Raw genomic sequence first — 23,468 nt, 5'->3', positions numbered from 1 at the left:
ATGTTTACCGGAATTATCGAAGAAATCGGCCACATGCGCCGCATTCATAGTCAAGGACAAGCGATGGTGTTGACCATCGCTGCCAAGAAGGTACTTGAAGATGTCCACCTGGGTGATAGTATTTCTGTTAATGGCGTCTGTTTGACGGTCATCGCCTTTGATAACGATACATTTTCCGTGGATGTGATGCCAGAAACTTATCGCAAGACGAATCTTCGCAAACTACAAACAGGCACTCGCGTGAATTTGGAACGAGCGATGGCAGCGAATGGCCGGTTCGGCGGCCACATCGTTCAAGGACATGTGGATGCAACTGCAACGATCCTTTCACGAATACCTGAAGAAAATGCCGTTGTTTATCGGTTCGAACCGGAGAACAAGCATATTTTCCGATATATCATATCCGGGGGTTCCATCACGATTGACGGGATTAGCCTTACTGTCGTTGATGTCAATGATCGTGAAGTCGCGGTCTCCATCATCCCGCATACCCTTGCTCAAACGGTTCTACTTGATAAAAAGGCCGGGGATACGGTCAACATAGAATGTGATGTGCTGGGCAAATATATGGAGCGTTTGCTAAAGTTCGGTCCGACAGAATCTTCGGATGGAAACGGGAAAAAGCAAAGTACGTTAACTGCGAGCTTTCTTGCTGATAACGGCTTTATGTAGGAGCTTGAAGCCAGTTTTGCAAAAGCAAAGCTCCAGTTTAAGCTTACGAAGTCAGTTTTGCTAAAGCAAAACCCAGTTTACGCTTACGAAGCCAGTTTTGCTAAAGCAAAACTCTAAGGAGAGGTGAATATGACACAAATAAACTTCAACACCATAGAAGAAGCGTTAGAGGATCTCAAACAAGGTAAAGTCATTATTGTTGTAGACGATGAGGATCGCGAGAACGAAGGCGATTTTATCGCACTTGCTGATAAAACTACACCAGAAGTCATTAACTTCATGATAAGAGAAGGACGCGGACTCGTTTGTGCACCTATAACAGAAGAACGTGCACAACAACTTGAGCTTCCTCCCATGGTTGCTCGGAATACGGATTATCATGGAACTGCGTTTACTGTTTCTGTTGACCATATGGATACCAGCACTGGGATATCTGCGCATGAACGTTCAAGAACAATTTTGGGGTTGATTGATCCCGAAACAAAACCGCAGGATTTCCGCAGACCTGGCCATATTTTCCCACTGATTGCCAAGAAGGGCGGTGTCCTCCGCAGGGCTGGACATACGGAAGCGACAATAGATTTAGCTATCTTATGTGGCTCTTATCCAGCAGGCGTCATATGTGAAGTCATCAAAGAAGACGGGACGATGGCGCGTGTACCTGACCTGATGGAGATTGCAGCGAAACACGACCTGCGTATCATTACAATTCAGGATTTAATCCATTACCGGAATCAGCAGGAGAAATTAATTGAGCGTGAAGTTGAAATTAAGCTTCCAACTGATTTTGGTACTTTCAAGGCTATTGCCTATACGAACCAACTGGATAACAAAGAACACGTGGCCCTTGTCAAAGGGACAATTGATCCTTCCAAACCAACGTTGGTACGCGTACATTCCGAGTGTTTGACTGGAGATGTCTTCCATTCTCATCGCTGCGACTGCGGTCCACAACTGGATGCCGCATTAAAACAGATTGATGAAGAGGGCAATGGTGTATTATTATATATGCGACAGGAAGGTCGCGGAATCGGTTTAATCAATAAATTGAAGGCTTATGCCTTGCAAGAGCAGGGATTAGACACTGTAGAAGCGAATATTAAGCTTGGCTTTGCTCCAGATCTTCGCGATTATGGGATTGGGGCGCAAATTTTGAAAGATCTTGGCATCACGCAACTTCGTTTATTAACGAATAATCCTCGCAAAATTAAGGGTCTTGAAGGCTACGGCCTTGAAGTGGTTGAGCGGGTTCCGATTCAAATGGATAGTAAGGCTGATAACCTCAATTATTTACAAACGAAGAAAAATAAGCTTGGCCATATGCTCAGTTTCCATGACTCGGGCAGCGGCATTTAATCTAATCTAATCCAAAAAAACTTGTTCAAATAAGAAAGGGAGTATTTCACCATGGCAAACATTTTTGAAGGACATTTAATTTCTCAAAACTTGAAATATGGTATCGTTGTAGGTCGTTTCAATGAATTTATTACATCCAAATTATTGGGCGGCGCGCAGGACGCTCTGAAACGTCATGGCGTAAATGAAGATGAAGTAGATATTGCTTGGGTACCAGGCGCATTCGAACTTCCGCTAATCGCTCAAAAAATGGCTGAAAGCGGAAAGTACGATGCCGTTATTACACTAGGCGCGGTAATTCGTGGATCAACTCCGCATTTTGATTATGTGTGCAGCGAAGTAGCAAAAGGTGTTTCTGCTATTAACCTGAAAACAGGCGTTCCTACGATTTTCGGTGTTTTGACAACAGATTCCATTGAGCAAGCGGTGGAACGTGCGGGTACTAAAGCTGGAAATAAAGGCTGGGAAGCTGCCGTTACAGCGATTGAAATGGCGAATTTGACGAAACAATTCACTTCGTAATGCTTTCTTATTATCATCTGGAAACACTGCTGCCCAGGTTGTTCGCTTTTCTGATCGCGATGACGCTGCACGATGCGGCTCACGCGGGTGCAGCTTGGCTGCTCGGAGATCGTACAGCTCGAGATAGCAAACGGTTATCGCTAAACCCCTTGGCACATTTAGATGCCTTGGGGCTAGCGATGATCATCTTCGGACCTTATGGCTGGTCGAAGAAATTGCCGGTAGATGAATCAAGATTTAAGAAAAGACCGAGGCTATCCCACACACTTGTTTATTTAGCGGGTCCTTTTACGAATTTACTGCTCGTTTTGTTCTTCTGGTGGCTCTATTTCTTTCTTCCGGATTTGGTAGGAGGAGGGACTGAATCCACTACGGTTGAACTATGGCGAGTCTATTTGCAGTACTGCGTCATCGTCAATTTAATGATTTGTCTTATACATATGATGCCCCTTTATCCGCTTGACGGATGGCATATTTTGAAAGGACTTGTTCCTACCCGCAAGCAGGGATGGTTTGCACGTAATCAACGCTATGCACTTATTCTGGTTATTGTTTTACTGATTACACCGGTTGGACAATGGGCGCTCGGACATATATATCCGTTTGCCGCGCAGTTTGTTATGAATCTATTTTCACTATGACAAGGGGGAGAACGCAATGAAAGTAACCTACAAGCTAGAAGCCTTTGAAGGCCCCCTTGATCTATTGCTTCATCTGATCGATAAAAATGAACTTGACATATATAATATTCCGATCAAAGAAATAACAGATCAGTACTTGGGTTATGTTCAAGCTATGCATGAGTTGGAGCTGGATATTACGAGTGAATTTCTTGTGATGGCTGCAACACTTCTTTCTATCAAGAGCAAAATGCTATTGCCTAAGCCGCCTGTTATTGAATTTGATGAATATTTTGATGATATGGACGACTCTTTAGATCCTCGCGCAGAACTTGTTGCGAAGTTGATTGAATATCGGAAGTACAAATCGATTGCCGACATGCTAAGGGATAAAGAAGTAGAACGCAGTCTAGTTTATACGCGAGAACCTGAGGATTTGACATCCTATTTGCCTGATATTCAGGAGAACCCGGTTGAGGGACTTGATGTCGCCGATCTTTTGTTTGCCTTTCAACGAACGTTAAGGAAACTGGCTAACCGCAATGTGGTGACGAGAATACGCAGAGATGAAATTTCCGTGAAAGACCGCATTCGTGAGGTATTTGATTTACTGAAATTCAAAGGCGGCAAGCTGCTTTTCTCGAAGCTATTCGATTACGAAATGACACGTGAAGAAATCGTTGTGACTTTCTTAGCTATACTTGAATTAATGAAAATGAAAAAAGTTATTTGTTATCAGTACAAGTTATTTGAAGACATCGTCATCCAAGCGAAAGAGGAGGTTTCTGACATTGACACTCAATTTCCAACAGATGAAATCAATTATTGAAGGACTGCTCTTTGCCTCTGGCGACGAAGGTTTGGATGCCAAGCAAATAGCTGAGGTCATGGAGCTTGATCTTTATTTGGTTCGAGATCTGCTCAAAGATATGAGAACGGAGTTCAAGCGAAAGGGTCGCGGCATTCAGATTGTGGAAGTAGCTGGAGCGTATCAGTTAACTACCTTAGCGGAGCATGCGCCTTATTTCGAACGTCTTGCTTATTCACCTTCCCGATCGTCCCTATCACAAGCGGCGTTAGAGACTTTATCCATCGTTGCCTATAAACAGCCAATTACTAGAGTTGAAATTGAGGAGATCCGCGGCGTGAAATGCGATCGAGCTTTGGCAACCTTAACCGGCAAAGACTTGATAACGGAAGTCGGACGCGCTGATGCGGTGGGTAGACCGATATTGTATGGGACCTCCAAACAATTTCTAGAATATTTCGGGCTTAGTTCGATTACAGAGTTGCCGGATTCGGGAACCTTCCAAGGGAATTTCGATTTGGAGGAAGAGACACGTCTATTATTTGACCGAATAGGCGGGGATCAGAAGCAGATTACACTTGAAGATGTAAGTGATGAAATTGAATAAGAACCCGCACACATGCATTTCATTTCCTTTTTAGGGTCATACTAACTTCACCTACAAGAAGATTTTTTCTTGCAGGCGGAGTTTTTTTGGTTATGCGGAGAGACTTTGAGCATAGCTCAAAGATCCCTATATTAGGAGGGATTCTAAGTTGTTGTGGCTGGGGATTATCATTCTTTTTATCATTTTTGTCATCATCGTCTTCTTATTTAGTTTTATTCGTGGAGAGTTCAACTTCTCAAGAGTAAAGGACAACGATACATTATCAGTGGAAATGCGGGCGTTATTCGGGCTTATTCGCTATCGTTACGTCATTCCAATCATACAATTCAAAGGTTTTACGAAGGGGATTTTGGTTAAATCGGAAATCGTGACCAAATCCAGTTCCAAACTTAAAGATGAAACCAAGGATCATATCACGAAAGATAAAATACTCAACGTTTACAAACAAGCAAAGGAAGCACTTGTACATACATTAAATCTTTATGATTGGATGAAGCAGACATTAGCAAAAGTAGAATGTACGGATTTGAAATGGATAACTCGTATAGGCCTTGGTGATGCTCCTGAAACAGCGATTACAACAGGGGCAATATGGGGAATCAAATCCTCGCTGCTTGGCTTTTCTATTCGCTATGTGAAGTTAACGGCTAAGCCGCAGATTGATGTTATTCCGCAATATAATGAGAAGCAATTTTCTACCGATTTTCGATTCGCAGGACGTATCCGCGTATGGTTTATCGTAGTTGCTGGAATACGGTTGATTAGCAGAGCGGCCAAAGTAAAAGGCGGTATTCGAACTTGGATTCAAATCGTGTTGAAGACAAGAGCGCGATTTAAAACGGCTTCTTGAAGTGTACATAAGGATATTCCACTAAGGGCATTCTACAAATGAACCATTATTGCTTTTTTGACGCATGTGCTTCCGATGCCAGTTTATCTGGCTAAAAACTTTAAGGAGGAATAAGATCATGTCCGAACACCCGATTCAAGGCCTCATGAAAGTCGCCATGGAAAATATTAAAGAAATGGTCGACGTTAACACGATTGTCGGTGATCCTGTTGAAACGCCGGACGGTAGTGTTATCATGCCGATATCCAAAGTTGGTTTCGGTTTTGCTGCAGGCGGCAGCGAATTCGTGACTGATTCCGAAATTGAAATCGAAGGCGGCGCTGTAGGTAGAAGCGATGCGCTGAATGCTAAGGTTGCTCTTCCTTTCGGCGGCGGTAGCGGCGGCGGGGTATCCATTACACCAATTGCTTTCCTCGTCGTAGGCAAGAATGGCGTAAAGGTTGTTCCACTGGACAACCAAACACATATTCTTGAACGCCTCATTGACTCCGCTCCGCAAGTGGTTGACAAAATCCAAAGCATGATCAAAGGCTTTAGTACCAAGACAACAGCCAGTACGGTTGGCGCAAACGGAACAAATGTAACCAATATCGAGAATCAAAACTTCATCGTGTAGCAGATTGGCCTTCGTTTTTGAGCTGTCCTTTAAGGACAGCTTTTTCATTTTTATTCCCTTACAGGAGATAACGGATATAAATATAAACATGGGCCATTGCCAAAGAGACAAGGGTTATAGGAGCCCCAACCTTCAGAAATTCCATAAAACTGAAGCCTTTGCCCTCTTTTGCGGCGAGTCCGGCAACGATAACATTGGCGGAAGCGCCAATAATTGTGCCATTTCCTCCTAAACAAGCCCCTAGAGCAAGCGACCACCAAAGGATATTGATAGGCTCTGAATCAACGGCAAGTCCAAGCCCTACGGCCATGTCTTTAATTAAGGGGATCATCGTAGCAACGAATGGAATGTTGTCAATGGTCGCTGATGCAAGACCAGAACCCCAGAGAATCAATAATGAAGCGGTGGTGATGTCTCCTTCCGTTACATCTAGAGCTTTCATGGCTAGAGATTTAATTAATCCAACCTCTTGTAAACCTCCGACTAAGCTAAAAAGACCAGCAAAGAAGAAAATCGTTACCCACTCAATAGAATCAAAGGCTTTTTCGACATCGTGTTCCTTGAGACCGAAAAGCATGAGTAAAATTGCGCCAGTTATCGCGATAACTGCGGCATCAACATGAATAATGGCATGAAGCATAAATCCGATTATAGTCAGTGATAAAATTAGTAAAGATTTTTTCATTAGCAGCTTATCCTTGATATAATCGCGTTCATTCAGCTCCAAGAGTTTAGTTTGCAGAGCAGGATTAGGTCGCAGCTGCTTTCTATACATCATATACAACATGAAAAGAGCTACACCGAATATAAGGATCGTAATAGGTGCTAAATTGAGCAGAAAGGCATTAAAGGTTAAATGCGGGTTGGCAGATCCAATCATGATGTTGGGAGGATCTCCAATGAGTGTAGCTGTACCTCCTATATTGGAAGCAATGATTTCAGACATCAAGAAAGGGACGGGATTAATTTCCAGGATCCGAGTAATCGCAATGGTCACAGGAACGACCAATAAAACCGTTGTCACGTTATCCAAGAGAGCTGAGCCAACTGCCGTTAAAACGGACAATACGAGTAAAATTCGCAAGGGATCTCCCTTCACAGCTTTCGCGGCGCGAATGGCAACGAACTGAAATACTCCTGTTTGATTGGTAATCCCTACGAGAATCATCATGCCAATAAGTAGAGTGATGGTCTCCCATTCGATATACTGTTGAAACACTTTGTGCACGTCTAGAATACCGGCAAATACCATGATCACAGCACCGAGTAAGGCGATGACCGCGCGATTGACTTTCTCAGAAATAATGAGCGCATACGTCACAATAAAAATAAGTAAGGCAATCCAAGTTAGCATGTTTTCCTCCTCGCAGTAAGCTTTAGCTTGACTGACTTTGTAAGTAAAAAATAAGTTTTTAATCCAGGAGAACCCCAAAAAACGCAAAAAGAAGCCTGCAGTGGCAGGCTCCTCCGGTGATCTCCATATTGAATTATTTTTCATTATACGGATTGACTTCCGTTTTGTAAATAAGAAGACTTGGACATATCCCCATTCTGTAAGCATATACTTGTACAAAGTTTTGTCTAGTTAAAAGGTACAAGTTCTTTTGCGTAGGGGGAAAACGATGAAGATAAAAGTCAGGTTTATCCTATTATGGAGCGCGATCATTAGTTTACTGTGGGCGCCATTTGGACAAGTGGAGGCAGCCCCGCCGAGCATCCGTACGAATGCTGTGGGTGCTTCCCTTATTGATGTGGAGTCAGGCCGTATCCTCTATAGTGAAAAAGGGGACACGCCTATGCGAATAGCCAGCTTAACCAAAATCATGACCGCTATCATTGCGATTGAGCAAGGGAAATTGACGGATAAGGTCAAGGTTAGTAAGAATGCGTTCGGCAAAGAAGGTTCCTCCATCTATTTAAAGCTTGGTGAAGAAATGCGTCTGCACGACATGCTGTACGGTCTCATGCTGCGCTCTGGAAATGATGCAGCTACCGCTATCGCCGAGCATATTGGAGGAAGTGTGGAAGGCTTCGTCTATTTGATGAATGAGAAAGCGAAGATGCTCGGTATGGATCATTCGCATTTCACCAATCCCTCGGGCCTCGATGAGGGAGAAGGTCATCGCGCCAGTCCGAACGATATGGCTAAGCTGACGGCTTATGCGCTAAAAAATACCGTATTTCAAGACATAGTTTCGACCAAAATCAAGAAAGTACCGAACCCGAATGAAGCTTGGGATTACTCATGGCTTAACAAAAATAAGATGCTGTCTCTCTTTGAAGGTGCTGACGGGGTGAAAACAGGTTATACGAAGCTTGCCAAGCGCTGCTTGGTCTCATCAGCCACCAGAAACGGTCAGCATCTAGCCGTTGTTACACTCAATGATCCGGATGATTGGGGGGATCATGCTCGGTTACTTCAATATGGCTTTAACAATTATCCGTTACAAACGATTGTCAAAAAGGGGGATGCTGTGGAGGGAACTCCTTGGGTTGCGGGGAGGACGTTCTCCTATCCATTAGCTGAAGGTGAAGCAGCGCAGCTGACTCGGAAAGTAGCTCTAGTGGATCCTACTTCTATGGAATACCGACTGGCAGAACGCGGGACGCTGCAATTTTCACTTAACCAGAAATTAATTCAAACCGTACCCATCTATGATTCAACAAGTCCGTTGCTGCAAACGACCAGTCAGTCTACTTTCTCCTTCAAAGAAGGTAAGGCGTATCAAGAAACATGGCTTTCACATTATGGATATATTTGCAGATTGCTAGTACAGAGCCTATTCACAGTCTCGGAATCACAATGGGCGGATTAAACAGAACTTAATCTTAAAATGCCTGTTTTGCTGAAACAAAACTCAAGATGATGCTTACGATGCCAGTTTTGACTGAAGCAAAACTCAAGATTATGCTTACGATGCTAGTTTTGCTAAAGCAAAACTCTTAGGAGGCTTTTTGATATGGTGAATTGGATTTGGTTGTTCTTTATTGTCGCTGGGTTCGGCGTGGCAGCATTGAATGGAAACGTTGCAACTGTTACACAAGCAGCTTTTGATGGTGCTAAGAGTGGTGTAACGGTCTGTTTTGGATTAATTAGTGTGCTTGTCTTTTGGATGGGGATGATGCGGATAGCCGAAGATGCTGGTCTTCTTAATAAACTTGCGAGATTATTGCAGCCTGCGGTTCGTTTCTTATTCCCAAGTGTTCCTAAGAATCATCCAGCCATCGGTTACATCATGTCCAACATGAGTGCCAATATCCTTGGTCTCGGGAACGCAGCTACTCCTATGGGAATTAAGGCGATGCAGGAGCTGCAAAAGCTGAATCCCGATAAAGACACGGCTAGCACCGCTATGTGCACACTTTTAGCGCTTAACACCTCAAGCATTACACTTATTCCTACGACATTAATCGCCATTCGGATGAATTACAATTCTGTAAATCCTGCGGAAATCGTCGGCACCACTCTAATTGCTACTATCATATCGACGGCCGCGGCTATTTTTGTGGATCGATGGTATCGAAGGTCACGCTCCCCCATCCCTCCTTTGAAAGGATGATTATGTATGTATGCCTTCGTTTCGCTCATCTCTGCATGGGCAATCCCTATCATGATCGTCTTCATTCCTTTATACGCAGCCTATCGCAAGGTGCCGGTTTACGAATCGTTTGTTGACGGAGCTAAAGAGGGCTTTGATACAGCTATCAAAATCATTCCCCATCTAGTCGGTATGATGGTAGCCATATCCGTTTTCCGTGCCTCCGGAGCGATGGATTTATTAATTGGCTGGATGCGTCCATTCTTTGAAAGCATCGGAGTTCCAACCGAAGTGCTGCCGTTGGCCATCCTGCGTCCGATAACTGGAGCGGGTTCGCTAGCTTTTACAACGGATCTTATCGAGCAGTTTGGCCCCGATTCCATGATTGGCCGCATCGCATCGACGGTTCAAGGGAGCACGGATACAACTTTATATGTGATAACGGTGTATTTCGGCGCTATCGGCATTCGGAAGGCTGGTTATGCGCTAAAAGTAGGACTTATTTCTGACCTTGTCGGCTTCGTTGCTTCCATCATTATTTGCTTTTTGGTATTCACTTAGAACGATTATTCCATGTGTCTTGCAATCGATTAACAGTCTCAATATGTCTTCGCTCTTGAGATTTACATAGAACTCCGTTATCATTAGCTTGAGGTGAAAGCGGATCATGGAAAGACTGCAAAAAGTATTAGCCGAAGCGGGTATCGCATCCCGCCGGAAATGTGAAGAAATCATCCTAGCTGGACGTGTGCAGGTGAACGGCGAAGTCATCACTACGCTAGGTGTGAAAGTGAATACAGACGAGGATGAAATTAAGGTCGATGGACGTACCATAGGTCAACAAAAGAAGATCTATGTCATTTTGAATAAGCCTAAGGGCGTTATTACAAGTGCTACGGACCCAGAGGGACGTAAAGTAGTTACGGACTTCTTGCCTGGGATTAGAGAACGCGTTTATCCAGTCGGAAGATTGGATTATGATACGGAAGGGTTACTCCTTCTGACGAATGACGGTGAATTTGCCCATTTACTCACGCATCCCAAACACCATGTGCCTAAAACTTATCAAGCCACTGTCAAAGGGGTACCGCACGGAACGTTATTAGACAAGCTAAAAACGGGCATACAGTTAGAGGACGGCATGACGGCTCCTGCTGAGGTTGAATATGCGGATGTGAATATGGAGAAGAATGAGTCTATCGTCCAAATTACGATCTACGAAGGCAGGAATCGACAAGTCAGACGTATGTTCGAGGCAATCAACTTTCCAGTGATCAAATTAAAACGAATTAAATTTGGTCCAATCTTTTTAACTGGCTTGCCAAGAGCCAAGTATCGTCACTTGACACCAAAAGAGGTTGAGGAGCTTAGGAACGAGGCTCTCAAGACACATAACGTTCAAAAAGGCCAATAAGAATTGGCCTTCTTTTCGTTATAATATAAGGTATAAACCTATGTGAAAAAACTAACATTGTTAAAAAGCGAAGGTGATTATACGTGGGTCCAAATAAGAAATGGGTACAGATTGGGATTTTTGCGATCGTGCTTATTATTGGCGTGTTTACCATTATTACGAATTTGTCGGCTTCTGACAGTAAGAAGTATCCCCAAACAGGTGATAAAGCGCCAAATTTCTCCTTAGTCGGATTAGATGGTAAAACGCATGAATTATCGGATTATAAAGGCAAACCGATTTTGATTAATTTCTGGGGAACCTTTTGTCCGCCGTGCAAAGAAGAAATGCCTGCTCTCCAAAAGCAATATGATAAATGGAGCAAAGAAGGCGTGGTATTCTTAGAGGTTAACGTTGATAAGAATAAAGTAACAGTTCAAAGCTTCATGGATCAGTATAAGCTGAATATGCCTGTGCTTCTGGATGCCAAAGAAGTGGTACGCAAACAGTATGGTGTCATGGACTATCCGACAACTTTCTTTATTGGAACAGACGGCAAAGTGAGCATCAAAAAAATCGGCCAGATGACTGAGTCTTTTATCGATGAATCGATCGCTAAATTAGTTAACAAATCTTAAAATGAACGAATGCTTAAAGTTTTCAGGAGGTCATCATGTTCTACAACACCAAATGCGATTGCGGGCATCAGAATCCCACAGGCACTACGCTTTGTGAATCGTGTGGTAACCCGCTGATTGACACGGAGGGCAGAGATATACTCGAAATGCGATACGACGGTATGGCCCGTCGCTCTCAGAAATCGAATCCTTCTTTGCTGGATAAAGTCTGGAATTTCTTTTCCTCGGTTAAAATAGCGGTATGGATCATTATTTGGACGGTCGTCGCATCTGCCGTAGGTACTATTTTTCCGCAAGAAAATACGTTCTTAGATATGGATCCTGCCCAGTATTATTCGCAAAACTATGGTACACTGGGGACCATTTATCACTTTCTAGGATTCTCCCACACGTTTAGTTCATGGTGGTTCATCACGCTGCTATTTATGATTGGAACATCGCTAGTTATTTGTAGTTTGGATCGGGTGCTGCCGTTATATCGGGCGCTATCTAAGCAGCAAATTCGCAAGCACTTGAATTTTCTCACGAGACAGAAAGTGACACTTGTCACCGAACTGCCGCCCGGTACGGATGAGGAAGCATGGACCAATAAGCTTGGTGCGCTTCTGCGTAAGAAAAATTACCGTGTACATACAGATGGCACAGCGCTTCTAGCTGAGAAATACCGTTTTAGCCGCTGGGGCCCCTACATCAATCATATCGGTCTTATTATTTTTCTGATCGGTGTGTTAATGAGAAGCATTCCAGGCTGGCATATGGATGAGTACATGGGTATTCTGGAAGGGGAAACCAAGGCAATCCCGCACACTTCCTATTTCATCAAAAATGAAAAGTTCACGCTGGAGCTGTATGACGAGAAAGATTTGCCTGAAAGTATTAAGTCTAAGGGACAAATTGTCCCGAAAACCTATGAAACTAAGGCAGTTTTGTACCATTGTTCAGCGAATTGTGAGGATTCCTCCAAAGAACCGGTACTTACCGAAGTGCATAAAGAAAACATCATCGTGAATCATCCACTAGATTACAAAGGACTTCAAGCTTATCAATTCGATTATAAATCTACACCAATGCTCATCTCCGTGAAGCCTACACTTAGCAATCCCGCAACAGGTGAGTCTTATGGAAGCTTTGAATTGCCGATGAATAATCCTAAGGATGAATATCAAGTAGGTCCTTACAAGCTGACGCTGAAAGGGTATTTCCCCGAGTTTGGTCTTGAAAAGGGACAGCCTATCAGCAAGTCGAATGAGCCCAAAGCACCTGCATTTATATTTAGCATCACAGGTCCCGATCTAGCAGCTAACGGTGTACCTTACTTGTACTTCCCAAGACAAATAGATAAAGAAACGTTCTCTCAGGATACAATTAACGGCCCAATCAGCCAAAAGCTGAAGCTCGCTGTCGGTTCCATGGAAGGTGTTCAATTTGCTAATTATACGACCTATCTGAACATTCGCGTAGACAAGGCAATGCCCTATATCTGGGTAGGATCTGCGATATTCATGATTGGTGTGATTATGGGCTTCTATTGGCAGCATCGCCGCATCTGGATTCGAATTGATAGCGGAAAGCTAACTTTAGGCGGTCATACGAATAAGAACTGGTTTGGCCTTCGAAATGAAGTAGCGGCAGCACTCAAGAAGAACGATATAGATGTTTCACCGAAATCATTAGATATTGGAGGGGACCAGGGGTGAATGTTAACTCACTGAGCAGCACCTTTTTACTTATAGCTTTTTTCGTTTACCTCGTGGCATTTTTATTGTTTGTCCTCTCGATAACCGGCAGGAAATGGAGTAACCGGGATCCAGAACAACATACGAAACGTTGGGGCTTTGCTGCTTTCATTGCTTCCGTAGTTGGATTTGCTTGCCATGTGACTTTCTTTTTTACCAGATGGGCGGAAGGTAATCATATCCCGACATCGAATATGTACGAATTCATGACCTTTCTAGGTATGATGATCATGTTTGCCTTCTTGATCGTGTATCTCATTTATCGCACGCCTGTCCTTGGTGTGTTCGCATTACCCATTGGCTTTATCATCATTGCATATGCATCTGTTTTCCCAAGTGAAGTACAACCCTTAATTCCGGCGTTGCAAAGTTACTGGCTTAAGATCCATGTAACAACAGCAGCTACAGGAGAAGCTTTCTTCGGAGTCGGCTTTGCCGGTGGACTGATGTATCTGCTCCGTGCTGTCGATTACAAAGGAACATCCAAAGTGGATAAGCGAGAACAAAAAGGCGTGGAGCTTACGATCTTTTTCATTCTGATGTTAATCGCCTTCATTGCTTCCATCTTTACGTTTAATGGTTCTGGCTATAAAGCCGTTTTCTCCAAAGAAGTCGTCACAATCGCACAAGGCCAACAAGAAACGAGCATTCAAAAGGAAACTTATGTATTGCCTCCAATCGTGAAGCCTTACGATACAAAGCTCGAAGAAATGAAGCCATTCTTGGGCATGTCGGAACCTTTATTCACAGCTCCATCTTGGATGGAAGGTGCAAGTGCAGGGCGTAAGTTGAATACGGTCATTTGGTCGATACTTGGTGGACTTCTGCTCTATGGACTCGCACGTGTTGTTGCACGTAAGCCAATTGGAGCAGCGATAGGACCCATCGTCAAAGGAATGGACCCGGAGGATCTGGATGAAATCAGCTATCGTGCCATTGCGATCGGCTATCCGATTTTCACATTAGGCGCATTGATTTTTGCAATGATTTGGGCTCAAGAAGCATGGGGCCGTTTCTGGGGTTGGGATCCCAAAGAAGTTTGGGCCTTAATTACTTGGTTGTTCTACGCGGTGTTCTTGCATCTACGTCTCTCCAAGGGCTGGCAAGGCAAGAAATCAGCTTGGTTGACTGTGATTGGATTTATTGTTGTTATGTTTACTTTAGTTGGTGTGAACCTTGTCATTGCAGGTCTTCACTCCTATGCAGGTGTATAAATCATTCGAACTTAATTAGATAAGGATGTGAAGCCGGGTGGAAATGAAAGCTAGCATACTCGTTGTTGATGATGAGGAACGCATTCGTCGACTACTCAGAATGTATTTGGAAAAAGAGGGCTATATCATTGAAGAAGCAGAAGACGGTGAGACAGCGCTTCGGATGGCCACTGAAATGGACTATGACTTAGTGCTGCTCGATGTAATGCTGCCAGGTATTGATGGAATTGAAGTTTGCGCACGGCTTCGACAAGTGAAGTCCACGCCTGTCATCATGTTGACCGCCAAAGGCGAAGAGACGAACCGAGTTAGCGGATTTGAAGTTGGTGCAGATGACTATGTCGTCAAACCGTTCTCACCACGCGAAGTCATCTACCGGGTTAAAGCGATTCTGCGACGTTCTTCGGCAACAGCGTACTTGTCCAAAGATGCGAGTTCGAGCAATAATATCGTATTTCCTAACCTAATTATCGAACACGATGCGCATCGTGTAACCGCAGGAGGACAGGAAGTAGCATTGACTCCGAAGGAATATGAGCTGCTGCACTATTTGGCCGTTTCTCCGGATAAGGTGTTCTCTCGTGAGGAACTGCTTAAGGATGTTTGGAATTATGAATTTTTTGGAGACCTACGTACCGTAGATACTCATGTAAAAAGACTCCGTGAAAAATTAAACAAAGTATCCCCGGATGCTGCGGCAATGATCACGACCGTATGGGGAGTAGGCTATAAGCTAGAGGTGCCCAAATAACGTGTTTATTTTCAGAAGTGTCGTAGGTAAGCTCTGGTTAACGATTATTGGCCTAGTTGGGGTTGTACTGCTCATACTAGGTCTTTTTCTTGTTAATTACATGGAAAATTATTTCGCTCAAGCGAATGACCAAACAAAAACCCTGAAAAATGTGGCTGTTAAATTCTCGGAAGAAGCTTCGCATCACATGTTTGATGAGCAGTTTTATCAATTGAGCAATGAACTGTTAAGCTTCCAAGATGCTAAAATGCTGGTGATCTCTACGGATATGAAGGAAATGGTTACTCCTTCAACACAGGGAAGTAATTTAGCCGCCTTCCATGTAACTGATTTTTTCACAGAAGCGGAGCTCCGACAAGTATTCGCAGGTCAGACGCAAGATAAACAAGTCAATACGTCCGGCACGGGGCGAATTAAAGCAGGGGCTGAGTACCTTGTTGTTGCCGTACCGTTAAGAAATCTTCAAGGCACCATCGTTGGTGCAACGCTGCTGTATCAATCTCTACAATCATTAGAAGCGACTCAATCCTATATGTTGAGATTGTTTATCTATGTATCCATAGTCGGCTTCCTTATGACAACTTTCTTCGCTTTCTTCTTATTCTCTCGAATTACTAGACCGCTTCAGCAGTTGAAAAAAGCAGCTGATTTCATCACGATGGGGGAGTATGGTACCCGTGTTCCCATTCAGTCCAAGGATGAAATTGGCGAGCTAGCCAAAACGTTCAACCACATGGGTGAGAAGATGCAGGAAAGCATTCGAGCCCTTAGTCAGGAAAAAGAGCATTTATCCAGTATATTACGAAGCATGACCGATGCGGTCATTACGCTCGATGCGAATGGATCTGTTATGCTGACCAATCCGCAAGGTGAGAAGATCGTACAAGAGTGGAGCAAGATTGAATGGTCAGAGGATGATGAGGAGACCAGGCGCTTCCGCAAACCGGATACAGCGCTCGGAGATTGGGGATTAATGAGCTACAGCAATCCTTACTCGATTCCAATTCCTGTGCCATTGATTCCGTTGTTTGAAGCAGTGGTGGACGAATCGTCAGAAGCAGCCACGAAGCTTCACGTGCAAAATGGCGTTTGGTCCGTCGCGATGACACCGTTGTACACGAGCGATCAGGTGCGCGGCGCCGTGGCTGTGCTCCGTAATGTCACGGAGGAGGAACGCCTCGATAAGCTGCGCAAGGATTTCGTGGCGAACGTGTCGCACGAGCTGCGTACGCCGATCTCGATGCTGCAGGGCTACAGCGAAGCCCTGCTGGATGACATCCCCTCCACGCCCGAAGAGCGTGTGGAGCTGGTGCAGGTCATTCACGACGAGTCGCTCCGCATGGGGCGTCTCGTCCGTGACCTGCTCGATCTGGCGCGGATGGAAGCCGGCCATCTCGAGCTGGTCTACAGGGAGGTCGAATTCGACTCCCTGGTGAGACGCATGCACCGCAAATTCGCGGTGCTGGCCAAAGAGCGCGGCATCACGCTAAGCGCTGCGCTGCCTGAAGAGCCCCTCATCCTCGCACGGGGGGATGAGGACCGGCTTGAGCAGGTGTTAACGAACCTGCTCGACAATGCTTTTCGGCATACGGCCTCCGGGGCACGTATTGCCATTAAGGCAGAGACCGCCGTCTACAAGGATCGGCCGGCGATCCGTATTGAGGTCTCCGACGAGGGGCAAGGGATTCCTGCCGACGACCTGCCGTTCATATTTGAACGCTTCTACAAGGCAGATAAAGCCCGAACGCGCGGTTCATCAGGTGGTACAGGGCTTGGACTCGCCATCGTAAAAAATATCATAGATGCACATAACGGGAGTGTAACCGTACAAAGTACTTTGGGACAGGGAACAACCTTTACTCTACTTTTACCTTGTTAGCGTAAATAAGCTTTAAATAACGAGATTCGACAAAAAAGAGGCGTTTGCTGAGTAAACTCACAGCAAACGCCTTTAATTTTGTAGAATATTCAGACAAAATCTTGTTGTTCGTGAAACACTTTGTTACCTAATCGCGTTTAGATTATACCGTAAGGGCACGAACATTCACGATTTCGGCTTGCGTTGCAAGGTCAGCCAGTACTTCAGCAGAAGCAGACTTATCAATGGTTAGAACCATGATTGCCGAGCCGCCAATGACTTTACGTCCAACTTGCATCGTTGCGATGTTCACATTATTGCTTCCAAGAAGCGTACCAACGCGGCCAATAATACCCGGTTTATCGTTGTGGGAAATCAATAACAGGTTACCTTCGGCAGCGAAATCAACCGGATATTGATCGATACGAACGATTCGTTCACCGTAACCAGCTAGTAAAGTACCAGCAAGTGTTTTCTCTTCTTGCTTCGTTTTTACCGTAACGGTAACAAGATTTGTAAAGCTGTTGGCTGTGTTTGATGTTTGAACAACGATATTCACATCACGTGATTTAGCCAAGTGCATGGCATTCACGATATTAATCGATTCTAGTTGGTTCTCGAACACACCTTTTACGATGTAACGTGTTAATTGACTAGTATCGACGTCAATTAAATCACCCGCATAGTTCACAACGATTTCATAAACAGCGCCTTGTGCAATTTGACCAAGAATGGAGCCGATTTTTTCGCCGAGTCCAAAGTATGGTTGAAGTTTATTTAATACATTAGCTGGAACAGGCGGTAAGTTAACTGCATTTTTGAATGGTTCATTATGCAAGATATGAAGGACTTCTTCCGATACGTCAATTGCTACGTTTTCTTGTGCTTCAATTGTTGAAGCACCAAGATGAGGGGTCACAATGACTTTCGGATTGTTCAAGAATGGGTGATCCTTTTGCGGCGGTTCTACTTCGAATACGTCGAAAGCAGCTCCGGCTACAATTCCTTGTTCAATCGCTTCAACCATCGCCATTTCATCAATAATACCGCCGCGTGCACAGTTGATAAGACGCATACCTTTTTTCATAATATCGAATTGCGGTTTGGAGATCAGGTGGCGCGTTTCTGGTGTGAGTGGCGTATGAACCGTGATGAAATCTGCTTTAGCAACAATTTCATTCACTGTACCAAGCTTAACGCCAATTTTCTCAGCGCGTTCTTCTGTCAGGAAAGGGTCATACCCGATAACTTCCATTCCAAATACTTTGGCACGTTTGGCAACTTCGCTTCCGATACGTCCCATACCGAGAATACCGAGCGTTTTGTTGCGAAGCTCAACACCGATGAATTTCCGATCCCATTCGCCGCCAACTGTTTTCTTGTAAGCTTGAGGAATCATACGTGCAGTTGACATCATCATGGCAAATGTAAGCTCACAAGTAGCAATCGTATTTCCGTCCGGTGCGTTAATAACGATAATACCGCGTTTTGTTGCTGCTTCCAAATCAATATTATCTACACCAACACCAGCGCGGCCAATAACCTTAAGCTTCGTTCCGGCATTCATGATTTTCTCTGTAACTTTCGTTTGGCTGCGAACTAGAAGCGCGTCATAGTCGCCAATGATGGAAATGAGCTCATCTTCGGATAAACCAGATTGCTTAACCACTTCAACATCAGCTGCATCGTAAAGCATTTGAATTCCCATGTCACTAATTGGATCGGATACTAGAACTTTGTACATAATTCGAACCCTCCTTAAAATATGAACATAAAAAAACTCCCAACCCTCAGGTACAGACACGTATGTCTGTAGCCAAAGGGACGAGAGATTGCTTTCGTGGTACCACCCTAGTTCGCTGCCCATTCGCACGGGAAGCCTCAATTGGTCTTGCGACCTGGAACGGTAACGTGTTCCTATCCCGATTGCATCTACTTCATTCAATGCAATAACTCTGGAGTGCTCCGCAAAATGTTCGCTACCGATTCGCACCTACCATCGGTTCTCTGAAAGCTACTTTACTTGCTTGGCTCCGTCAACGCTGTACTGTGATATAGAATTTTCATTAGATTAACATGCGTTTGAAATCGTGTCAATACATGTCGAATCAATTTCACATGAAAGTCATAATTGATAATTGAACGACTGATTTTCCAAAGCTTTTTGTTTATTTTAAAGCAAGGACGCTTAGAATGCAATGCTATTTGACTTGTCTTTTAGCCTGATTTTCGCTATTGTACTCGTTAAATAGATATTGCTCCTGCAGCAAGTAAGGAAGGAAGTGCCGTCATCGACATAACGAGTATTCATCCTAATAAATTCCTAGAAGCATTGGATCAACAGAAACTGAAAGACAGCATCATTATCGACGTAAGGGAACTTCATGAATGGGAGTTTTATCATCTGGAGGAAGCACAGCTTATCCCGATGCAGCAAATTCCACATCGGATGGGTGAACTGCCCGATGACCAGGATATTTATCTCGTATGCGCACATGGTGTGCGCAGCTATCGCGTTGCTGAATATTTGCTTGCGAACGGTTTTGACCGGATCATTAATGTAGATGGCGGGATGGCAGCGGTCGCTATGCTTCGCGGATTCCAATATGATTAAAAGAAAAAGCCGAGCGCATCCACGCCCGGCTTTTGATTCAATTTACATCTGAGAAAAATGGAAGCTGTGGAAGCAGCTGGTTGGCATACCACTTTGATTTCCCTTTGACAAAGTCTCCAGGCCGAACGGCATTTGTGCTTAGCAGCAGATCCATCGTTTGATTGACATCGGTTATGTTCATTTTCTTAGCTTGACCTGAGGCAATGAATTCATCAATTCGTATTGTCAAATCTTGTGGATAAAAAGGAGCGAATGCTTTATTTTTAAGTAATTTTGCTGTTATGTAATGGTTTTTGACGTTAATATTCATCGCACGCCATTGATCCAAATTGGCATTATTGTTTGGATCAAAATTCTCAATATCATGATCGATTGTGCCGTTCCAAGCAACGATGGAATCGAAATAATTTTTCTGAGCTGTCAATGCTTGTGTTTTGGCTTCTAAGAAATAGGCGTCCTTCTGGATAGCATCAAGCAGTTGCGGACTCGTAAGTCCATTGGCCTTGGTCTGATAACTTTTTAACGTATCTGCAAAAAGCTTCAGGCTTTTGAGATAGCCTTGGTGAGACTGCACCAGCAGCGGTGAAGAAGCAGGCATATTCTTTTTTTGCAACTCATTGTATTTCTCATCAGCGAGCTTGTACAACTCTCTAAGAACGGCAGAGGCATCGACTGTTGAGTTGCCTAATTCAATTTGACTCATCAACTCAAACCATTTATTCTGAAATTCCCTAAAGGGCAAAAAGATGGTATGGTAATAAGATACGAGTACTTGTTGGTCGTAGGCTCCGATTTCCTGAACGACAGCCTTGTCAGCGTGCAATATTTTATCGTATTTTTGATCTGATTTCTCCTGGCCGACTCTTAATCCATAGAAAAAAGCGCCAAGTATACAAACAAGCATAAAGATAAACATGAGGGCGAATAAATAATCAGTGCGGGTTAGACGTTTATCCATAATTAAAGCTCCTTATTCTCTCTTTTTCTTTTAACTTAGTATAGGGGAAATAGCTATAAAAGGGAATATGTGAGGAAATGAGGCTGCTTCCTTGAAAAAATTCGATTTTAAGAACATTCGCTTCGGAAAAGTTGATGTGAATGAATTGAATGACCGAACATTATTACTTAATCTTTACATCACCCAGCTGCTTACGCTTATTATCGGTATTATCATCTTATTATTTCAGAGCAATCATAAGATTCTTTCCATGTTTACCATTCAAGGGAGCTGGAAGATTCTCATCTGGGGAAGTTTGTTTGCTCTTCTTGTTCTGGGGATCGACGTTTTGATTTCTAGGTGGGTACCCAAGGAAGTGTCAGACGATGGTGGAATTAATCAAATGTTATTCGGGAATCGACCTATATGGCATATAGCTTTGATTTCTCTCATCGTTGCAATCTGTGAAGAAGTGTTGTTTCGAGGAGCGATTCAGTATGCATGGGGTCCTTATTGGACGAGTATTTTGTTTGCAGCGATCCATATTCGCTATTTGCAGCATTGGTTAATGACAGGAATGGTTTTCAGTATAAGTTATGGTCTTGGGTGGATTTATCTTCAAACAGGGAGTTTGTGGACTCCGATAATTGCTCATTTTATCATTGATTTAGTAATGGGCTGTATACTTCGGTTCAGCAAGGAGGAAGAGCAGGGCACATGAGTGTAGGGGAAAGATCGCCTTTACGGTCTGATCGGAGGCCAATAGAGGCAGAGGAAGACGATACATACTTACCGCCGCGTAATGCTGTGCATCCCTCTGAACAGGGGAAGTGGACGCGGATATTCTATCTTACTTTATTGTGGTTATTCATTATTCTTGTGGTTAGTTTAACGGTTTGGGGCATTAAATATTATTCGTAGGCGACTAAAATATAACAATCAACCTAAGTTGTGTAAAACAAGTGGAGAAGCTATGATAGATTCATAGTTTCTTTCGTTTTTTACCACAGTTACTTTTTAACAGGAGGATGCAGCGATATGAAGGCGAACCACACATCAAGTTGGATTTTTAATGTAAAGTTAATTGCTATTATATTTGTTTTATTTTCAAGTATCTTTTGGTCAGCGAAACCATCGTATGCACTGTCTTATGGAACATTGTCTTATCCGCAAGGCGATGTTGGACTCTTACGTCCAGACATTGGAGTAACGCTTGAGCTGAGTGAAGGAAAAACGCCGGAAAGCTACCATTTTTACCTAAACGATAAGGAAATAAATGTTAACTATGATCCCGTTTCGGTCAAATTTGTTTATCGCCCTACAGCTGATTTGCTGCCTGGGAACTATTCTGCACGTTTAGTTTTATCTTTCAGTGGCTATCAACCTATAACTATTAATTGGAAGTTTAATGTGATTAAAGGAGCGGTCTCCTTATCATCTGAAACGACCAAAGAGCAGGAGGATGGACTTCAAGCGATCAATGATTATCGGGCTAAATTAGGGCTGTCGAAGGTCAAATTCAGTAGTGCTTTGAATACAGCAGCCCAGAAGCATGCGCAGTATTTATCTCAAAATAAAATCGATCCTATTCGGACGTCGGTTTCTTTGCATGATGAGGACCCGGCGCTTCCTGGTTATATCGGGAAGTCATTAAGAGAGCGGGTACAATTCATCGGGTACTCGCGTTCAAGCAGTGAGGATGTAGCTTATAATCGGGTTTCCTTAGTTGAAGCTATAGATAGTTTATTTGATGCTCCTTATCATCGTTCGCCTTTCATGGTGCCAGGACTCGTTGAAATAGGTGTGTTTAAAGATGGTGATTATCATGTTATCGAATTTGGTTTCTCGGATGGGATTGCACCAGAACTAGTCGTTTCTCCAGGAAATAATGATGTGTATGTGCCAACCATTTTCGATGGTCATGAGACTCCGGATCCAATTCGCTTGCATACAGGAGCTGAATATCCAGTCGGCTATCCGATCATGGCTTCCTTAAACGGTCCAGGGGTGAAGAAAGTAAGTTTGGTTGAGGCGGAATTAAAAGATGAGAGCGGAAATGCCGTATCACTACTGAAAAATGAGCCGGAAAAGATGATCATCTGGATACCGAAGTGTTCGTTATGCCTTCGAAACCACTAGAATTGGATACAACCTATAAAGCCAAAATCAAATTGACAGCAATCATGGAAGATGGAAGCACAAGACCTTATTCGAAAGAATGGACATTCCGCACGGAACCTCGGGTTGGAGTTGGTGTTCTTAAACTTCATAAGGATGCTGTTGCTTACACATTGCAAATGGCTAATTTCGGGCTAAATCGCAATCACTTGGTTTCATTTGGATTAAATGAGGACAAGTATCTACTTGATTTAATCCCTTATCCAATGAAGCAAAAGCCATATATTCAAGATGGAACTTCTTATCTTTACATTAGAGACCTTGCCGCGGCACTAGGTGCAACAGTTGAGTGGGACGATAGCCAGAAAGCTGCTGTTTACAAAAAGAAAGACAAGACAATTATCTTTTATACGAACCGCAATGCGTATAGTTTGAATGGTGTAGAGTATAAGACAGAATCTGCTGCTAAGCTCATTCATGAAACAACGATGATTCCGGTGCGGCTGCTTTCTGAAACTCTTGGAGCGAAAGTAACCTATGAGGAAGGTACAAGAACAGTGAATATTAGTTATTAATTAAAATAGAGCCTTGCAGAGCCGACATCTGATGTGTAGGCACT

Annotated in this window: 24 protein-coding genes and 1 other annotated feature; of the genes, 21 read left to right on the top strand and 3 right to left on the bottom strand. The window is 43.7% G+C overall.

Going from position 1 to position 23,468, the window contains the following annotated elements:
- From ribE to ytfJ, 8 genes are all read left to right on the top strand, one after another.
- The gene (gene ribE / locus ACBP55_RS23835; protein ID WP_464645427.1) at positions 1 to 672 is read left to right on the top strand and encodes a riboflavin synthase; all 672 of its coding nucleotides are present in this window, start codon (positions 1 to 3) and stop codon (positions 670 to 672) included.
- A 129-nt stretch (positions 673 to 801) separates the two neighbouring features.
- Positions 802 to 2,028 (top strand): bifunctional 3,4-dihydroxy-2-butanone-4-phosphate synthase/GTP cyclohydrolase II, encoded by a 1,227-nt coding sequence (locus ACBP55_RS23830; RefSeq protein WP_464645425.1) that lies wholly within the window; start codon positions 802 to 804, stop codon positions 2,026 to 2,028.
- A 51-nt stretch (positions 2,029 to 2,079) separates the two neighbouring features.
- Complete coding sequence (gene ribH, locus ACBP55_RS23825; RefSeq protein WP_029192962.1) at positions 2,080 to 2,550, top strand: 6,7-dimethyl-8-ribityllumazine synthase; 471 nt, start codon at positions 2,080 to 2,082, stop codon at positions 2,548 to 2,550.
- Positions 2,550 to 3,191 carry a site-2 protease family protein gene (locus tag ACBP55_RS23820; RefSeq protein ID WP_464645423.1) on the top strand — a complete coding sequence of 214 codons (642 nt, stop codon included), beginning with the start codon at positions 2,550 to 2,552 and terminating at the stop codon, positions 3,189 to 3,191. Before ribH ends, ACBP55_RS23820 begins: the two co-directional genes overlap by 1 nt.
- A 16-nt stretch (positions 3,192 to 3,207) precedes the next feature.
- The gene (locus tag ACBP55_RS23815; RefSeq protein WP_464645421.1) at positions 3,208 to 3,999 is read left to right on the top strand and encodes a segregation and condensation protein A; all 792 of its coding nucleotides are present in this window, start codon (positions 3,208 to 3,210) and stop codon (positions 3,997 to 3,999) included.
- Positions 3,983 to 4,585: an SMC-Scp complex subunit ScpB gene (gene scpB, locus ACBP55_RS23810; protein ID WP_464653395.1), complete on the top strand. Its 603-nt coding sequence runs from the start codon at positions 3,983 to 3,985 to the stop codon at positions 4,583 to 4,585. The genes ACBP55_RS23815 and scpB overlap by 17 nt, the downstream gene beginning before the upstream one ends.
- Before the next feature lie 148 nt (positions 4,586 to 4,733).
- Positions 4,734 to 5,435: a DUF2953 domain-containing protein gene (locus ACBP55_RS23805; protein WP_464645419.1), complete on the top strand. Its 702-nt coding sequence runs from the start codon at positions 4,734 to 4,736 to the stop codon at positions 5,433 to 5,435.
- A 118-nt stretch (positions 5,436 to 5,553) separates the two neighbouring features.
- Entirely contained in the window at positions 5,554 to 6,051 is a 498-nt protein-coding gene (gene ytfJ / locus ACBP55_RS23800) for a GerW family sporulation protein (protein ID WP_464645417.1), read from the top strand.
- A gap of 58 nt (positions 6,052 to 6,109) precedes the next feature.
- Here the strand turns inward: ytfJ and ACBP55_RS23795 are convergent, their stop codons facing one another.
- Positions 6,110 to 7,405: an ArsB/NhaD family transporter gene (locus ACBP55_RS23795; RefSeq protein WP_464645415.1), complete on the bottom strand. Its 1,296-nt coding sequence runs from the start codon at positions 7,403 to 7,405 to the stop codon at positions 6,110 to 6,112.
- A 268-nt stretch (positions 7,406 to 7,673) separates the two neighbouring features.
- Between ACBP55_RS23795 and ACBP55_RS23790 the strand changes: the two genes are divergently transcribed.
- The 9 genes from ACBP55_RS23790 to ACBP55_RS23750 all read left to right on the top strand — a co-directional run bounded on the left by ACBP55_RS23790 (position 7,674) and on the right by ACBP55_RS23750 (position 17,201).
- The gene (locus tag ACBP55_RS23790; RefSeq protein ID WP_464645413.1) at positions 7,674 to 8,867 is read left to right on the top strand and encodes a D-alanyl-D-alanine carboxypeptidase family protein; all 1,194 of its coding nucleotides are present in this window, start codon (positions 7,674 to 7,676) and stop codon (positions 8,865 to 8,867) included.
- Positions 8,868 to 9,011: 144 nt separating this feature from the next.
- The gene (locus tag ACBP55_RS23785) at positions 9,012 to 9,611 is read left to right on the top strand and encodes a nucleoside recognition domain-containing protein (RefSeq protein ID WP_029192969.1); all 600 of its coding nucleotides are present in this window, start codon (positions 9,012 to 9,014) and stop codon (positions 9,609 to 9,611) included.
- Between the two features lie 6 nt (positions 9,612 to 9,617).
- Entirely contained in the window at positions 9,618 to 10,151 is a 534-nt protein-coding gene (locus tag ACBP55_RS23780) for a spore maturation protein (RefSeq protein WP_029192970.1), read from the top strand.
- A 106-nt stretch (positions 10,152 to 10,257) separates the two neighbouring features.
- Positions 10,258 to 11,004, top strand: coding sequence for a pseudouridine synthase (locus ACBP55_RS23775; RefSeq protein ID WP_029192971.1), 747 nt, complete (start codon positions 10,258 to 10,260; stop codon positions 11,002 to 11,004).
- 83 nt (positions 11,005 to 11,087) lie between these two features.
- The gene (locus ACBP55_RS23770) at positions 11,088 to 11,621 is read left to right on the top strand and encodes a redoxin domain-containing protein (RefSeq protein ID WP_464645410.1); all 534 of its coding nucleotides are present in this window, start codon (positions 11,088 to 11,090) and stop codon (positions 11,619 to 11,621) included.
- Between the two features lie 35 nt (positions 11,622 to 11,656).
- Positions 11,657 to 13,318 carry a cytochrome c biogenesis protein ResB gene (resB, locus tag ACBP55_RS23765; protein WP_464645408.1) on the top strand — a complete coding sequence of 554 codons (1,662 nt, stop codon included), beginning with the start codon at positions 11,657 to 11,659 and terminating at the stop codon, positions 13,316 to 13,318.
- Positions 13,315 to 14,571, top strand: coding sequence for a cytochrome c biogenesis protein CcsA (ccsA, locus tag ACBP55_RS23760; RefSeq protein WP_464645406.1), 1,257 nt, complete (start codon positions 13,315 to 13,317; stop codon positions 14,569 to 14,571). Before resB ends, ccsA begins: the two co-directional genes overlap by 4 nt.
- A gap of 43 nt (positions 14,572 to 14,614) precedes the next feature.
- A complete protein-coding gene (locus ACBP55_RS23755) occupies positions 14,615 to 15,322 on the top strand; it encodes a response regulator transcription factor (protein WP_464653394.1) in 708 nt (235 codons plus the stop codon).
- A gap of 1 nt (position 15,323) precedes the next feature.
- Positions 15,324 to 17,201: a sensor histidine kinase gene (locus ACBP55_RS23750; protein ID WP_464645404.1), complete on the top strand. Its 1,878-nt coding sequence runs from the start codon at positions 15,324 to 15,326 to the stop codon at positions 17,199 to 17,201.
- A gap of 142 nt (positions 17,202 to 17,343) precedes the next feature.
- Here the strand turns inward: ACBP55_RS23750 and serA are convergent, their stop codons facing one another.
- Positions 17,344 to 18,924 (bottom strand): phosphoglycerate dehydrogenase, encoded by a 1,581-nt coding sequence (gene serA / locus ACBP55_RS23745; protein ID WP_464645402.1) that lies wholly within the window; start codon positions 18,922 to 18,924, stop codon positions 17,344 to 17,346.
- A gap of 73 nt (positions 18,925 to 18,997) precedes the next feature.
- Positions 18,998 to 19,229 (bottom strand) — a binding site (T-box leader).
- A gap of 199 nt (positions 19,230 to 19,428) precedes the next feature.
- Between serA and ACBP55_RS23740 the strand changes: the two genes are divergently transcribed.
- Positions 19,429 to 19,794: a rhodanese-like domain-containing protein gene (locus tag ACBP55_RS23740; protein WP_464653393.1), complete on the top strand. Its 366-nt coding sequence runs from the start codon at positions 19,429 to 19,431 to the stop codon at positions 19,792 to 19,794.
- Positions 19,795 to 19,831: 37 nt separating this feature from the next.
- Here ACBP55_RS23740 and ACBP55_RS23735 read toward each other — a convergent pair whose 3' ends face one another.
- Entirely contained in the window at positions 19,832 to 20,752 is a 921-nt protein-coding gene (locus tag ACBP55_RS23735) for a hypothetical protein (RefSeq protein ID WP_464645400.1), read from the bottom strand.
- Positions 20,753 to 20,843: 91 nt separating this feature from the next.
- On the opposite strand from ACBP55_RS23735, the gene ACBP55_RS23730 reads away from it, so the two are divergent.
- The 3 genes from ACBP55_RS23730 to ACBP55_RS23720 all read left to right on the top strand — a co-directional run bounded on the left by ACBP55_RS23730 (position 20,844) and on the right by ACBP55_RS23720 (position 23,424).
- On the top strand, positions 20,844 to 21,452 hold the full coding sequence (locus ACBP55_RS23730; RefSeq protein WP_029192980.1) for a CPBP family intramembrane glutamic endopeptidase: 609 nt from the start codon (positions 20,844 to 20,846) through the stop codon (positions 21,450 to 21,452).
- A 317-nt stretch (positions 21,453 to 21,769) separates the two neighbouring features.
- Positions 21,770 to 22,870 (top strand): CAP domain-containing protein, encoded by a 1,101-nt coding sequence (locus tag ACBP55_RS23725; RefSeq protein ID WP_464645397.1) that lies wholly within the window; start codon positions 21,770 to 21,772, stop codon positions 22,868 to 22,870.
- Positions 22,852 to 23,424, top strand: a complete 573-nt coding sequence (locus ACBP55_RS23720; RefSeq protein WP_464645395.1) for a copper amine oxidase N-terminal domain-containing protein — start codon at positions 22,852 to 22,854, stop codon at positions 23,422 to 23,424. Before ACBP55_RS23725 ends, ACBP55_RS23720 begins: the two co-directional genes overlap by 19 nt.
- The last annotated feature ends 44 nt before the right edge of the window (positions 23,425 to 23,468 follow it).

It is taken from the genome of Paenibacillus sp. WG02, assembly GCF_055396115.1.
This window is presented reverse-complemented; position numbering and strand designations above follow the sequence as displayed.

What these genes read in the sequence shown, in the direction of transcription:
- ACBP55_RS23815 (WP_464645421.1), top strand. Translation starts at nt 3,208, where the DNA reads ATGAAAGTAACCTACAAGCTAGAAGCCTTTGAAGGCCCCCTTGATCTA.
- ACBP55_RS23790 (WP_464645413.1), top strand. Translation starts at nt 7,674, where the DNA reads ATGAAGATAAAAGTCAGGTTTATCCTATTATGGAGCGCGATCATTAGT.
- resB (WP_464645408.1), top strand. Translation starts at nt 11,657, where the DNA reads ATGTTCTACAACACCAAATGCGATTGCGGGCATCAGAATCCCACAGGC.
- ACBP55_RS23820 (WP_464645423.1), top strand. Translation starts at nt 2,550, where the DNA reads ATGCTTTCTTATTATCATCTGGAAACACTGCTGCCCAGGTTGTTCGCT.
- ribE (WP_464645427.1), top strand. Translation starts at nt 1, where the DNA reads ATGTTTACCGGAATTATCGAAGAAATCGGCCACATGCGCCGCATTCAT.
- ACBP55_RS23795 (WP_464645415.1), bottom strand. Translation starts at nt 7,405, where the DNA reads ATGCTAACTTGGATTGCCTTACTTATTTTTATTGTGACGTATGCGCTC.
- ribH (WP_029192962.1), top strand. Translation starts at nt 2,080, where the DNA reads ATGGCAAACATTTTTGAAGGACATTTAATTTCTCAAAACTTGAAATAT.
- ACBP55_RS23755 (WP_464653394.1), top strand. Translation starts at nt 14,615, where the DNA reads ATGAAAGCTAGCATACTCGTTGTTGATGATGAGGAACGCATTCGTCGA.
- ACBP55_RS23785 (WP_029192969.1), top strand. Translation starts at nt 9,012, where the DNA reads ATGGTGAATTGGATTTGGTTGTTCTTTATTGTCGCTGGGTTCGGCGTG.
- ytfJ (WP_464645417.1), top strand. Translation starts at nt 5,554, where the DNA reads ATGTCCGAACACCCGATTCAAGGCCTCATGAAAGTCGCCATGGAAAAT.
- ACBP55_RS23735 (WP_464645400.1), bottom strand. Translation starts at nt 20,752, where the DNA reads ATGGATAAACGTCTAACCCGCACTGATTATTTATTCGCCCTCATGTTT.
- ACBP55_RS23830 (WP_464645425.1), top strand. Translation starts at nt 802, where the DNA reads ATGACACAAATAAACTTCAACACCATAGAAGAAGCGTTAGAGGATCTC.
- ACBP55_RS23725 (WP_464645397.1), top strand. Translation starts at nt 21,770, where the DNA reads ATGAAGGCGAACCACACATCAAGTTGGATTTTTAATGTAAAGTTAATT.
- ACBP55_RS23775 (WP_029192971.1), top strand. Translation starts at nt 10,258, where the DNA reads ATGGAAAGACTGCAAAAAGTATTAGCCGAAGCGGGTATCGCATCCCGC.
- ACBP55_RS23780 (WP_029192970.1), top strand. Translation starts at nt 9,618, where the DNA reads ATGTATGCCTTCGTTTCGCTCATCTCTGCATGGGCAATCCCTATCATG.
- ACBP55_RS23720 (WP_464645395.1), top strand. Translation starts at nt 22,852, where the DNA reads ATGCCTTCGAAACCACTAGAATTGGATACAACCTATAAAGCCAAAATC.
- serA (WP_464645402.1), bottom strand. Translation starts at nt 18,924, where the DNA reads ATGTACAAAGTTCTAGTATCCGATCCAATTAGTGACATGGGAATTCAA.
- scpB (WP_464653395.1), top strand. Translation starts at nt 3,983, where the DNA reads ATGAAATCAATTATTGAAGGACTGCTCTTTGCCTCTGGCGACGAAGGT.